The sequence below is a fragment of the Micromonospora sp. NPDC047644 genome (assembly GCF_040704315.1).
Classification (GTDB): Bacteria; Actinomycetota; Actinomycetes; order Mycobacteriales; family Micromonosporaceae; genus Micromonospora.
Map to the genome: position 1 here is coordinate 60,825 of NZ_JBEYSY010000011.1, position 14,075 is coordinate 74,899.

At 71.6% G+C, this 14,075-nt stretch carries 6 protein-coding genes; 5 read left to right on the top strand and 1 reads right to left on the bottom strand.

Annotated features, from left to right (window positions below; all coding sequences use genetic code 11):
• Nucleotides 1–87 precede the first annotated feature (87 nt).
• Nucleotides 88–1,515 (bottom strand): UDP-glucose/GDP-mannose dehydrogenase family protein, encoded by a 1,428-nt coding sequence (locus tag AB0877_RS19330; protein WP_366610359.1) that lies wholly within the window; start codon nt 1,513–1,515, stop codon nt 88–90.
• Between the two features lie 250 nt (nt 1,516–1,765).
• Between AB0877_RS19330 and AB0877_RS19335 the strand changes: the two genes are divergently transcribed.
• From AB0877_RS19335 to AB0877_RS19355, 5 genes are all read left to right on the top strand, one after another.
• The gene (locus tag AB0877_RS19335; RefSeq protein WP_366610360.1) at nt 1,766–2,929 is read left to right on the top strand and encodes an acyl-CoA dehydrogenase family protein; all 1,164 of its coding nucleotides are present in this window, start codon (nt 1,766–1,768) and stop codon (nt 2,927–2,929) included.
• 1,243 nt (nt 2,930–4,172) lie between these two features.
• Entirely contained in the window at nt 4,173–4,454 is a 282-nt protein-coding gene (locus AB0877_RS19340; protein WP_366610362.1) for an MbtH family NRPS accessory protein, read from the top strand.
• The gene (locus AB0877_RS19345) at nt 4,454–12,508 is read left to right on the top strand and encodes an amino acid adenylation domain-containing protein (protein ID WP_366610363.1); all 8,055 of its coding nucleotides are present in this window, start codon (nt 4,454–4,456) and stop codon (nt 12,506–12,508) included. The genes AB0877_RS19340 and AB0877_RS19345 overlap by 1 nt, the downstream gene beginning before the upstream one ends.
• A 39-nt stretch (nt 12,509–12,547) precedes the next feature.
• On the top strand, nt 12,548–13,519 hold the full coding sequence (locus AB0877_RS19350; RefSeq protein ID WP_366610365.1) for a TauD/TfdA family dioxygenase: 972 nt from the start codon (nt 12,548–12,550) through the stop codon (nt 13,517–13,519).
• Nucleotides 13,516–14,070 carry a DUF6817 domain-containing protein gene (locus AB0877_RS19355; RefSeq protein WP_366610367.1) on the top strand — a complete coding sequence of 185 codons (555 nt, stop codon included), beginning with the start codon at nt 13,516–13,518 and terminating at the stop codon, nt 14,068–14,070. Before AB0877_RS19350 ends, AB0877_RS19355 begins: the two co-directional genes overlap by 4 nt.
• Nucleotides 14,071–14,075 lie beyond the last annotated feature (5 nt).

Here is a 14,075-nt window from a genome sequence, read left to right on the forward strand (position 1 = left end):
TCGACTCTTGTCGGCGGGTCCGGGGCAAACAACGACACCGGCCGGCCATCGAGATGCGCGATGGCCGGCCGGTGGTGCGTCGGTTGGTCAGGGGCGACCCATGCCCCGGTACTCCCAGCCCGCCTGGGCCCAGAGCGCCGGGTCGAGGCAGTTGCGGCCGTCGACGACCTTGCGACCGTTGACCAACTCGCCGAGGGCGACCGGGTCGGCGTTGCGGAAGTCGGCCCACTCGGTGAGGACGCAGACCAGGTCGGCCTCGTTGACCGCGTCGTTGATGCTGCTCTCGTACGTCAACTCGGGGACCGCGCGGCGGGCGTTCTCGGTGCCCTGGGGGTCGTACACGTGCACCTCGGCGCCGGCCTTGTGCAGCAGCGCGGCGACGGCGAGCGCCGGGGCGTCGCGGACGTCGTCGGTGTTGGGTTTGAAGGTGGCGCCGAGTACGGCGATCCGGGTGCCGGAGAAGTCCGGGCCGGCCGGGCCGGAGCGGCGGCCGAGCAGGTCAGCGGCGAGCTGGAGCACCCGCGTACGCCGGCGCAGGTTGATCAGGTCGACCTCGTGGAGGAAGCGCAGCGCCTCGCCGGCGCCCAGCTCCTGGGCGCGGGCCTGGAAGGCCCGGATGTCCTTGGGCAGGCAGGCGCCTCCGAAGCCGAGGCCGGCCTGGAGGAACCGGTTGCCGATGCGCGGGTCGTAGCCGATCGCGCGGGCCAGCTGGGTGACGTCGCCGCCGGAGGCCTCGCAGACCTCGGCCATCGCGTTGATGAAGGAGATCTTGGTGGCCAGGAAGGCGTTCGCGGCGACCTTGACCAGCTCGGCCGTGGAGAAGTCGGTCACCACCAGGGGCACCTCGCGGTCCTCCGTGGCGGCCAGGTCGAACACGCCCTTGTGCGCGGCGTAGAGCATGCCGTTGGCCCACTCGCTCTTGACGCCGACCACGATCCGGTTGGGCCGCAGGACGTCGTCGACGGCGAAGCCCTCCTGGAGGAACTCGGGGCTCCACGCCACCTCGACGTCCAGGTCGTTCGGGGTGTGCTTGCCGACGAGCTGCTCGACCCACTCGGCGGTGCCGACCGGCACGGTGGACTTGCCGACGATCAACGCCTTGCGGGTCAGGTGCTGCGCGAGGCTGGTGACCGACGCCTCGACGTACGACAGGTCGGCGCCCATGCCGTCGGCCCGCTGCGGGGTGCCGACGCAGATGAAGTGCACGTCACCGAACTCGGCGGTCTCGGCGATGTCGGTGCTGAACCGGAGGCGGCCGGCGGCGAGGTTGCGCCGGAGCAGCTCGTCCAGGCCGGGCTCGTGGATCGGCACCTGACCGGCGTTCAGCATCGCGATCTTGTCGGCGTCGACGTCGAAACCGAGAACCTCGTAGCCCAGTTCGGCGTAGCAGATGGCGTATGTCGCACCGAGGTAACCAGTCCCTAGGAACGTCACCCTCGGCCGGGGTGCGCCCGAGGGCGGGGTCACCGCGGCGATGGCGGGGGTCGGCTGGATGGTGGGGTAGGGGATCGTCACGCCTGTCTTCTCCGCTCGCGCTGGCGCCGCGTCGTCGCGTCGCATTCTGCTGCGGCGCCTGGGCGGGGCACCGGAGGGTGGCTCACTGTCTCAATCTCCATCATCGCTGAGCGCGTTAGGTGCGCCGTCCTGCCCATACCTACGCGCCGGTAACATCACCTGAACTGCAGTCGCTAGTCTTCAGTCTGCGCGGTCGGCGGTCAGGAGTCGTCACAGACTGCGCATGATAGTGGTGAAGGGGAGGGCCGAGATGGCCGCAGGGGAGTCGTTCGACGTCTACCGGTTGCCCGAGGAGCACGAGGCGATCCGGGAGGCCGTGCGCGATGTCTGCGTCGCGAAGGTGGCTCCGCACGCCGCGGAGGCCGACGAGACGGGGGAGTTCCCCAAGGCGTCCTACGACGCGCTGCGCGCGGCCGACTTCCACGCACCGCACATCCCCGAGGAGTACGGCGGCGCGGGCGCGGACGCGCTGGCCACCGCCATCGTGATCGAGGAGGTGGCCCGCGCCTGCGCGTCCTCCTCGCTGATCCCGGCGGTGAACAAACTCGGCACCATGCCGCTCCTGTTGTCCGGTTCCGCCGACCTCAAGACCCGCTACCTGACGCCGGTCGCGGCCGGTGAGGCGATGTTCTCGTACTGCCTCTCCGAGCCCGAGGCGGGCAGCGACGCGGCGTCCATGACCACCAGGGCGGTACGTGACGGGGATCACTGGGTGCTGAACGGGGTCAAGCGTTGGATCACCAACGCCGGGGTGTCCGAGTTCTACACCGTATTCGCCGTCACCGACCCGTCCGCCCGGTCCCGGGGTATCTCGGCCTTCGTGGTCGAGAAGTCCGACGCCGGGGTGAGCTTCGGCGCGCCGGAGAAGAAGCTCGGCATCAAGGGCTCGCCCACCCGCGAGGTCTACCTCGACAACGTGCGGATCCCGGCCGACCGGATGATCGGCGCGGAGGGCACCGGCTTCGCGACCGCGATGAAGACCCTGGACCACACCCGGGTCACCATCGCCGCGCAGGCCGTCGGGATCGCGCAGGGCGCGCTCGACTACGCGAAGGGGTACGTGGCTGAACGTCGCCAGTTCGGCAAGGCGGTCGCCGAGTTCCAGGGGATCCAGTTCATGCTGGCCGACATGGGCATGAAGCTCGAGGCGGCCCGGCAGCTCACCTACGCGGCTGCCGGCAGGTCGGAGCGGGGCGACGCGGATCTCACCTACTTCGGGGCGGCGGCCAAGTGCTTCGCCTCCGACGCGGCCATGGAGATCACCACCGACGCGGTGCAGTTGCTGGGTGGCTACGGCTACACCCGGGACTACCCGGTCGAGCGGATGATGCGGGACGCCAAGATCACGCAGATCTACGAGGGCACCAACCAGGTGCAGCGGATCGTGATGGCCCGGCAGCTATTGCAGGACTGACCGAGGTGTTTCCGGACGCCGTTGCACAAGCGTCCGGTGCCGGCGGTCGCGGGTGCCGGCGTACGACATCCCGGCGCTCGGGTAAAGGCCGAGCAGCGCCGCGCCGGGCCTGATTCGGCGCGCACGCACACTGATTGCCGTCGATGGGCTTGTTTACGCGTCCGCCCGGATTCGGGTGTCGACGGCCGGCTGGGTGCCCGGCGTCGGAGGTGCCCTCGGGTGCGCCGGGCGCCTGCCCCCGGGCCACGTACGCGTGGTGGCGCGCCTGTGCGACAAAGGAATCCGGCGCTCGCCGCGTCGTCCCGGCCTGATCCTGTCGGGCAATCGAACACAATCGTCCGGCGGCCGGAGCGTCGGCTTGTCGGCCTGGATGGTCGAGGGCTTGGCGGGGGCGGTGATCCGGCGACAGTGGGCTCTCTGTGGTGCCGCGCGTTGCGCACGTTAACAACCATTACATTGACTGCCGTCCAACCATTCGGATGCTCGACCAATGGATGATCGGTCGTTCTTTCCGCCTGTCGTGTGAAACGCGTCTCCGTGTCGGATCGTGACCACAATTTCCGCGATGAATGCCTCTCCCTGCTTGGGTAGGTGATTCGTCCGACGCGCCTCGTGCAGGGCGGGCGGGCGGCGGCGTCGTTGATCGGTCAGCACGCCGCAGAGAGTTGCCGAAGGTGCCTCTGTAGTGCACAGACGCCTTGCTGGCAACGAATTTACGACCGATTCCGGTCGTCTCGCCCGTCCGCCCGCAGGCCCGTTGGACAGAGCGCGGGCGGACCCGCCGGAGTGCTCGGTCGACCACCCACCTCTGGAGCATTTGTCATAAATACGTCCCGGTTGGGATGGTGGAGATCAGCGGCAGGCAAGGGTCTTGACACGCTCCGTGTCTGGTGGTTTTCTGTGCCTCGCTTGCGTTTACATTCATGAACGCTGTTGGGTCGCAACTTCGGGGGGGAGCGCGACGTGGGCTCAGCGTGGCTTGCCGCAATCTGCTTGACATCGACTGGTATGCGTCCGAAAAGGGCCCTCGGTCTCGGGTCGGATAGCCGATTAACGTGCAGGTGGCCGGCCATGGCCGTGGTGGAATCCGATAGCGAGACACGCGGCGGTGAAACCCCGCACGTCCTCTGAGCGACGCATAGCAAAAGTCTCCGCAAACGACAGTTGACGACGCCCGATCTGGGGACGCGCGTCCCGACTGCGACGCCGGCAGGTCGACCGCACCGGTCCCTGCCTGGCCGCCGTGCCGGTTCAGCGCTTCCTCGTCGGGTCCTGGGACCAGGCGCAGAGTGAGGAAGACGTGAACATTCTCGACAACCCCGACGGACGCTTCTTCGTGGTGGTGAACGACGAGGGGCAGCACTCGCTGTGGCCCGAGTCGCTCAGCCTGCCGGCCGGGTGGACGGTGGCCCACGGGCCCGCCGACCGCGCGTCCTGCCTGGACCACGTCACGACGGCATGGACGGACATGCGGCCCCGCAGCCTCGTGACGCACCTGGAGAGCGTCGCTCGGGAGGTGGCCTGATGACCACCGACGCGAGTGCCAGCCGTCCCGCGCCACCCGGCGCGGCGCTCGCGCCCGGCCGGTCACGCCTCGACTCGATGTCGCCCTCGAAGCGGGCCCTGTTCGAGAAGCGTCTCGGCGGTCGGCGCCCCCGGCCGGTCGAGGCGCTCGCCCGGGTGCCGCGCGGTGGCGACCTGCCCGTCTCCCCGGCACAGCGCCGGCTGTGGTTCATGGACCAGCTTGTCCCCGGCTCGGCGATGTTCAACGTGCCGACCGCCCTACGCCTGACCGGTGCGCTCCGGCTCGACGTGCTCACCGACGCGGTGCGCGCCCTCGTCGACCGGCACGAGGCGCTGCGGACCGTGTTCGCGGCGGACGAGGGCGACCCGGTGCAGCGCATCCTGTCCGACATCGAGGTGGACCTCACCCCGCGCCCACTGCCCGTCGACGACGCGGCGGTGCTGGCCGCCGTCCGCGACGAGGCGAGTCGTCCGTTCTCGCTCTCCGACGGGCCGCTGGCTCGCGCCGCGCTGTTCCGGCAGACGCCCACCGTGCACGTGCTGGTGCTGACCCTGCACCACAGCATCTGCGACGGCTGGTCGGTCAGCCTGCTCATCGATGAGCTGCTGGAGCTGTACCGCGCCGGAGCAGAGGACCGGGCTCCCACGCTCGCGCCCCTCACCGTCCAGTACGCGGACTACGCCGCCTGGGAGAGCCGCCCCGACCGTGCCACCGAGCTGGCCGAGGGTCTCGACTACTGGAAGCGCGCACTGGCCGGCGCGGTACCCGTGATCGACCTGCCGTTGGACCGTCCCCGCCCGCCCGTGCAGTCCTTCCGGGGCGAGCGGCACCGCTTCGCCCTGCCCGATGGCCTGTGGCCGGCGGTGACCCGCCTGGCCCAGGAGGAGCGGGCCACCCCGTTCATGGTGCTGCTCGCCGGGTTCGCCGCGCTGATGTCGCGGTACGCGGCCCAGGACGAGGTCTCGGTGGTGACCCCGGTGGCGAACCGCCCCCGGGTCGAGCTGGAGACGATGGTCGGCTCCTTCGTCAACTCGATCGTCGTGCGGGTCGACACCTCCGGCGCGCCCACCTTCCGGGCCCTGGTGGGACGGGTCCGCGACCTCGTGCAGCAGGGCATGGCGCACGGCGAGGTGCCCTTCGACACGGTGGTGGAGGCGGTCGACCCGGAGCGCGACCTCGGCCACACGCCCCTCGCGCAGGTGATGTTCGCCCTGGTCGAGGACCAGGCGTTGGAGGCCGAGGCGGCGGGGTTGCGGGTCACCGCCGTCGAACACCACCTGCCGATCAGCAAGCACGACCTGACGGTCGAGGTGTGGCCGGACGCTGACGGCCGGCTGCGGGGGGTGGCCGAGTACGCGACCGACATCCTCGACGAGCGCACCGTGGCGCGGATGGCCGCTCACCTGGGGGTTCTGCTGGTCGGTCTGACCGCCACGCCGGACGCGCCGGTCGGGTTGGCCCGCCTCCTGTCCGCCGAGGAGACCCGGGCGGCGGTCGTGGACGGCAACCGCACCGAGGACCCGCTCCTCGGTGACGTGCGCGCGCACGAGCTGTTCGCTCGGCAGGCCGCCCGTACCCCTGACGCGCCCGCGCTGCTGGTCGGCGACCTGACTGTCACGTTCGCGGAGTTGGACCGCCGGGCCGACGCCCTCGCCGCGCGGCTGCGTCGGCACGGGGTGGGTCCGGAGACCCGCGTCGGCCTCTTCCTGGACCGGGGTGTCGACCTCGTCACGGCCGTGCTGGCCACCCTCCGGGCCGGCGGCGCGTACGTGCCGCTGGACGTGGGTGAGCCCGCCGAGCGGGTGCGGTTCATGCTCACCGACGCCGAGGTGCGGGTGGTCGTCACCAGCGCGGGCCGGGTCGCGGACCTGCCGGACATCGACGTGCCGGTGCTGCTGCCCGACGGCGACGAGGACGCCACCACCGACCTGCCGCCGCTGCCGCGTCCGCACCCGGACAGCGCCTGCTACGTGATCTACACCTCGGGCTCGACGGGGCGACCCAAGGGTGTGGTGGTGACCCACCGCGGCCTGACCAACTACCTAACGTGGAGCCTGCGGGCGTACCGGGTGGCCGAGGGCGGGGGCGTGCCCCTGGTCTCGCCGTTGCGGTTCGACCTGTCGGTGACGACGCTGTTCTGTCCGCTGCTGGCCGGGCGCCCGGTGCTGCTCGTCGCCGACGGCACCGAGCTGGAGACCCTCACCGAGCTGCTCGGCAGCGACCTGGACCTCGGGCTGGTCAAGCTCACCCCGGCCCACCTGGAGGCGCTGGACCGGGCCGTTCCGAGCCGGACCATCGCTGCGGACGGCTATCTGATCGTCGGTGGCGAGTCGCTGCACGGCGCCACCGCCGCCGCCTGGCGGCGGCGGGCTCCGGGCCTGCGGATCGTCAACGAGTACGGGCCCACCGAGACCGTCGTCGGCTGCTGCGTGCACGAGGTGCACGACGGCACCGACCTGTCCGGTGTGGTGCCGATCGGTCGTCCGATCGCCAACACGCGGCTCTACGTGCTGGACGGCAACCTGCTGCCGGTGCCGCCCGGCACTGTCGGTGAGCTGTACGTCGCCGGTGCCGGTGTGGCCCGTGGCTACCACGGTCGTCCGGATCTGACCGCCGGGCGCTTCCTGCCCGACCCGTTCGCCCCGACGCCGGGGGAGCGCATGTACCGCACCGGCGACCTCGTCCGGGTGCGACCCGACGGCGAGCTGGACTGCCTGGGCCGGGTCGACACCCAGGTGAAGATCCGGGGGTACCGGGTCGAGTTGGCGGAGATCGAGACCACCCTGACCCGGCTGCCGCAGGTCCGCGAGGCGGTGGTCCTGCTGCGCACCGACCGGCCCGGTGAGGAGCGGCTGGTCGCGTACGTCACAGCGGCCGGGGATTCCGTGGCCGACGACCCACGTGACGCGCTGCGCGCGGAGTTGCCGGACTACATGGTGCCGGAGGTCGTCGTCACGCTCGACGCGCTGCCGTTGGCCGCCAACGGCAAGGTGGACCGGGCGGCCCTGCCCGCGCCCGCGGCAGCCGAGCCCGCGCCCACCCTGGTCGCTCCGCAGAGCCGGCTGGAGGAGGCCATCGCCGAGGTCTGGGCCGACGTGCTGGGGCGGCCGATCGAGTCGATCGGGCGGGACGCGAACTTCCTCGATCTGGGTGGACACTCCCTGCTGGCGGTCCGGGCCATGGCCCGGCTGCGCAAGAAGCTCGACATCGAGCTGCCGCTGGCGGTGTTCCTGGAGTCCACCTCGCTGGCCGACCTGGGGGCCCGGATCGAGGCCCTCGGCGGGCGGGCCCCCCGGCCCGGTCTCGTCTCCGTCGCGAGGACCGGCCCGGTGCCGTTGTCACACGCGCAGGGACGCCTGTACTTCCTCAACCGGCTCGCCGAGGACAGCGCGTTCTACAACGTGCCCCTCGCGCTGCGCTTCGACGGTGACCTGCGCGCCGACGCGCTGCGGGCGGCCTTCGGCGCGCTGTGGACCCGCCACGAGGGCCTGCGCACCCGGTTCCCCTCTGTGGACGGCGAACCGGTGCAGGAGTTCCTGCCCGTCGACGCCGTGGCGTACGCCGAGGTGGACGTGCGGGGTGACGCCGACCCGGAGGGCCGACTGGCCGCCCTCTTCGACGCCGAGGGACGCACTCCGTTCGACCTGGCCGCCGGGCCGCTGCTGCGCGGCACCCTGGTGCGGGTACGCCCCGACTCGCACGTGCTGCTGCTGACGCTGCACCACACCGTCTCCGACGGCTGGTCCCTGAACATCGTGCTGGACGACCTGGTGACGCTCTACCGGGAGATCGCCCAGGGGCAGCCGTCGTCGTTGCCGGAGCTGACCCACACCTATGTGGACTACACCTTCTGGCAGCGGTCCTGGTTGACCGGCGCCGAGCTGGACGACCAGCTCGACTGGTGGAAGCGGCAGCTCGACGGCGTACCCACGCTGGACCTGCCGACCGACCGGCCGCGACCGGCGGTGCAGACCTTCCGCGGAGCGCGCCACGACGTCAGCTGGTCGGCGGAGCGGTCCCGGGCGGTGGCCGACCTGGCCCGGCGGGAGAAGGTCTCCCTGTTCATGGCGTTGCTGGCCGGCTTCGACGTGCTCATGGCCCAGCTCAGTGGCCAACGGGACATCACCGTCGGCACGCCTGTCGCCAACCGCACCAGCACCGACTTGGAGAAGCTCGTCGGGTTCTTCGCCAACACCCTGGCGCTGCGGGTCGACCTCTCCGGCGACCCCACCTTCCGCGAGGTGCTGCGGCGGGTCCGCAGCACGGCGCACGGCGCGTACGCCCACCAGGACGTCCCCTTCGAGATGGTCGTCGACGCGGTCGCGCCCACCCGCAGCCTCAGCCACTCGCCGCTGTTCCAGGTGCGCTTCGCGTTGCAGAACGCCCCGGGCGGCCTGCCCGACCCGGGCCCCGGCCTCACCCTCACGTCGATCGACAACGAGCAGTGCACCGCCCGCTTCGACCTGCTGATCGACCTGTGGGAGACCGAGGGCGGCATCGAGGGGCACGCCGAGTACAGCACCGACCTGTTCGACGCGGGCACCGTCGAGGCGATGATGAGCCGCCTCGGGGTGTTGATGGACCGGTTGGTCGGTGACCCCGACCAGCGCGTCTTCGACGTGGATCCGCTCCTGCCGGGCGAGCGGGAGCGTCTCGACGCGCTCGCGCACGGTCCGGCGCTGCCGGTGGGGGCCGTGCACCGCACGCTCACCGCCCGGGTGGCCGAGCAGGCGCGACGCCGACCCGACGCTCCGGCGGTCACCAGCGGCGAGACGACTCTCTCCTACGGCGACCTGCACCGCCGCAGCGGCGACCTGGCCCGGGTGCTCGCCGAACGCGGCGCGGGCCCGGAAACCGCGATCGCCCTGCACCTCGACCGTGGCGTCGACGTCGTCGTGGCGGCGTTGGCGGTCCTGGAGACGGGTGCCGCGTACGTGCCGCTGGACCCCGCGTACCCCGCGCAGCGGTTGGCCGCGATCGTGGCGGACGCCCGGCCGACGATGACGCTCACCACGCGCGACCTGGCGGGTCGTACGCCCCGGGGCGCGGGCGAGGTGGTGACGATCGAGGACCTGCCGGCCCCGGTGGGCCCCCGGCCGACACCGGCGCTGCGACCGGAGCACCCCGCCTACGTGGTCTACACCTCCGGCACCAAGGGGCTCCCCAAGGGTGTGGTGGTGACCCACGGCGGGCTGTCGGCGTACCTGGACGGGCTGCCGGCCGCGCTGGCCCTGCCCGAGGAGCCGGTGTTCCTGCACACCGCGTCGTTCGCGTTCTCGTCGTCGGTGCGGCAGTTCGCCGTTCCGCTGACGCTGGGCGGCCACGTGGTCGTCGCCGGGCGCGCGCACCTGGCCGACCCGTTGGCGCTGCTCACCTTCGTCACCGCGCACGGCGTGCAGGTGCTGGACCTGGTGCCGTCGTACCTGCGGGTCCTGCTGCCGGCGCTCACCTCGCCCGGCGGGTGGCGGCCACGCGTGGTGCTCACCGCCAGCGAGCCGCTGCGCTACGAACTTCCCGAGGCCATCCGCAACGCGCCCGGGACGGCGCCCCGGCTGGTCAACATGTACGGCCAGACCGAGACGACGGGCATCGTCGCCGTGTCGGAGGTCCGCATCGACCGGGCGGGCCGCCAGGCGGTGGTGCCGCTCGGTCGGCCGATCCCGGGCGCACGGCTGTACGTCCTCGACGAGAGGCTGCGGCCGGTGCCGACCGGCCTGCCCGGCGAGATCGTCGTCGGGGGAGCGGGCCTGGCCCGGGGCTACCTGGGGGACGCCGCGTCGACCGCCGAGCGGTTCGTGCCCGATCCGCTGGGCGCGCCGGGCGGCCGGCTCTACCGCACCGGTGACCGGGGGCGGCTGCTGCCGGACGGCACCGTGGAGTTCCTGGGCCGGATCGGCGACCAGGTCAAGATCCGGGGTCACCGGGTCGAGCCGGACGAGGTCGCCTCGGCGCTGTCCGCTCTGGACGGCGTGGGCGAGTGCGTGGTGCTCTGCGACGACGACGGTGCGGACGACCGGCGGCTGGTGGCCCATGTGGCGCTGCGGCCGGGTGCCGTGCTCTCCACCGACGACCTACGTGCGGCGCTGCGGGAGCGGCTGCCGGACTACATGGTGCCGACGGTGGCGCTCGTCGACCGCCTGCCCCGGCTGCCCAACGGGAAGGTCGACCGGGCCGCGTTGACGGCGCCGACCCCCACTGCGGCTCCGGCCACCGCCACCGCCACCGCCACCGCCGCCACCGCCAGCGCCGAGACCCGGCGTGGGCCGGTGGAGGGGATCCTGACCGGGATCTGGCGGGAGGTGCTGCGGGTGCCGTCGGTGGGTCCGGAGGACAACTTCTTCGCCCTGGGTGGGGACTCGCTGCACGTGATCCGGGTGGTGGACCGGGCCCGTAAGGCGGGTGTGGTCATCACGCCCGCGCAGTTCATCGCGTACCCGACCGTCGCCGCGCTCGCCTCGGTCGCGACCGCCGCGCAGACACCGGCCGACACGGCGCGGGAGGTCCTCGCCGGGATCTGGCGGGAGGTGCTGCGGGTGCCGTCGGTGGGTCCGGAGGACAACTTCTTCGCCCTGGGTGGGGACTCGCTGCACGTGATCCGGGTGGTGGACCGGGCCCGTAAGGCGGGTGTGGTGATCACCCCCGCGCAGTTCATCGCGCACCCCACCGTCGCCGGCCTCGCGTCGGTGGCCGCTGGGCCGACGACCGCCGGTGGTGACGGAGGCCGGCGTACGGACCCTGGTGTGGTCCCGCTCGTCGCGTCGCACGTCGCCTTCGCCGAGCGGAACTTCGCCGACCCGCACAAGTACACACACATCTTCATGTTCGACGCGCTGCGGCCACTCGACCCGGCGCTGGTGGAGCGGGCCCTCGCAGCGGTGATCACCCATCACGACTCGCTGCGGATCAGCTTCCCCCGGGCCGGGGGCCGGATGTCGGTCCGGGTCAACGAGCCGTACCAGCCCACTCCGTTCACCAACGTGGACCTGTCCGCCCTCGACCCGGCGGACCAGGAGGTCGCCTTCCAGCGCCTCGATCGCACCCTGCACCGCAAGCTCGACATCGAGAACGGGCCGCTGCTCCAGGTCGCCCTGGTCCGCTTCGGAGCCGACCGTCCCGATCTGCTCGTGGTGATCGTCCACCACCAGTTGATGGACAACAGCTCCTGGGACGTCCTGATGGCGGATCTCCAGACCGCGTACCAGGCGGTGGAGGCCGGCGAAGAGGTGCGCCTGCCGCTGCCGACGGCGTCGTTCGCCGAGTGGTCGCGCAACCTGGACGCGCTCGCCCGTGGCACGGAGCTGACCGAGGACATCGCGTACTGGACGGCGCTGGCCAAGGAACCCGTCCCGACCTGGCCGCTGGACCACCCCGACGGAGACGACTGCATGTCGTCGGAGGAGACGGTCGTGGTCGGGCTCGACGCGGAGGAGACCGCCGCGCTGCGCCGGCTGGTGCCGCAGGAGTACGGCCTGAGCGTCAACGACGCGCTGCTGGCCGCCACCCTCCAGGGCTTCACCGACTGGTCCGGTCAGTCGTCGATCCTGGTCGACCTCGTCGCCCGGGGTCGGGAGATGGGCGGTCAGGACCTCGACCTGTCCCGTGCCATCGGCCGGTTCTCGATGACCTCACCCCGGCTCGTCCGCCGACCCGAGAAGCCCGGCCCGCGGGCGCTGCTGGAGTCGGTCCGCGAGCAGATCGAGGCGGTGCCCCGGCGCGGCCTCGCCTTCGGCCTGCTGCGCTACCTCGGCGGGCATCCGGAGGTGGCGGACGCGCTCGCTCCACTCGGCAAGCCGGACATCCTGCTCAACAACTGGGGCGAGTTCGCCCACGAGCCGGAGGAGTCGCCACTGCTCGGGCCGGCCATGGACGACTCCTGGCCGATGCCGAAGCTGCAACGCATGCACCGGCTCCAGGTGTTCGCGCGGTTCGCCGACGGTGAGCTCAGCCTGCACCTGAAGTACAGCAGCAACCTCAACGAACGGGCGAGCATCGAGCGGCTCGCCGCCCTGACCCTGGCCGCCCTCCGGTCGTTCGTCCGGCCGGACGCCGACTGACCCGGACCACGACCCGACGTACGCGGAAGGACCTCCGACATGGACCACGTGAAAGAGAGCTGCCTGTTCCCGGAGCACAACCGGGTGGCCTGCATCGAGGCCACCTCGCCCGGCATCTCGCCGGCGCAATGGGCCACCGAGCACCTCGACCTGATCAACGACCGACTGGACAGCCACGGCGCCGTCCTGCTGCGCGGGTTCGACGCCCCGGACGCGCCGGCCTTCTCCGCCTTCGTCAAGGTCTTCGGTGAGGAGATGGCCGAGTACACCTACCGGTCCACGCCGCGCAGCAAGGTCGGCGACGTCTACACCTCCACCGAGTACCCGGCCAGCGAGGTCATTCCGCTGCACAACGAGATGGCGTACACCAGCGTGTGGCCCCGGCGGTTGTTCTTCTACTCGAACATCCCGGCGCAGACCGGCGGGGAGACCCCGCTCGCCGACAGCCACGCCGTCTGGCAGCGCATCCCCGCGGAGGTGCGCGAGCGCTTCGAGCGGCACGGTGTGCGGTACGTGCGCAACTACCGGGTCGGTCTCGGGGTGTCCTGGCAGGAGACGTTCCCCGGGATGGACCGGCAGGGCGTGGAGGAGTTCTGCCGCGAGCGGGGCATCACCTTCGAGTGGTTCGACGACGGCTCGCTGCGGACCACCGAGACCTGCCAGGCCGTCACCGTGCACCCGGTGTCCGGGCGGACGGTCTGGATGAACCAGGCCCACCTGTTCCACGTCTCCAACCTGCCCGAGGCCACCCGGGAGGCGCTGCTGGAACTGCTGGCCGAGGAGGACCTGCCGCGTAACGCGTACCTCGGTGACGGAAGCCCGATCACCGACGCCGACCTCGCGGCGATCCGCGCCGCGTTCGACGCGGAGTCTCTGGCCTTCCCCTGGCAGCAGGGTGACCTGCTGGTCGTCGACAACATGGCGATGGCGCACGGTCGGTCCAGCTTCACCGGGCCGCGTAAGACGTTGGTGGCGATGACCGGGTCGTACGGCAGTCGGGAGGCGGCGTGAGCGGGCTCGCCGAGAAGATCGCCTTCCTGGAGTCGCACGGGGTGGCCGAGTTGGCGCACTCGGAGGCCAACCTGCTGGCGCACCTGCGCGGCGTGCACGACCTGCTGGCCCAGTGGGGGTCGCGGCAGGAGCTGTGCGACGCGGGGTTGTTCCACTCGGTGTACGGCACGGAGATCTTCCCGACCGGCGCGATCCCGCACGAGCTGCGGCCCGCCGTGCGGGAGCTGATCGGCGCGGAGGCGGAGACGCTGGCGTACCTGTTCGGCACCGTCACCCGCAGCGCCCTCTTCGACGCCGCCTTCGACGGTCCGCCGTTCCTGTTGGAGGACCGCTCGGGCGGTTGCGTCGGTGTCAGCACCGGCCAGTACGCCGACCTCGCCGCCCTGACGGTGGCGAACTGGCTGGAGCAACGTCCCCGGTTCGCCGAGTCCAGCAAATTCAGCCGCGCCCGCGAGTTCGACGCCATGCGCCGCTATCTGCCGGACAGTGTCCGTATCGCCCTGGAGCGCGCCTACGGGTTCGCTCCGCTCGCCCTCGCTGGAAACGAGTAGACGCA

Coding starts and splice junctions, on each gene's coding strand:
- AB0877_RS19350 (WP_366610365.1), top strand. CDS start 12,548: ATGGACCACGTGAAAGAGAGCTGCCTGTTCCCGGAGCACAACCGGGTG.
- AB0877_RS19335 (WP_366610360.1), top strand. CDS start 1,766: ATGGCCGCAGGGGAGTCGTTCGACGTCTACCGGTTGCCCGAGGAGCAC.
- AB0877_RS19345 (WP_366610363.1), top strand. CDS start 4,454: ATGACCACCGACGCGAGTGCCAGCCGTCCCGCGCCACCCGGCGCGGCG.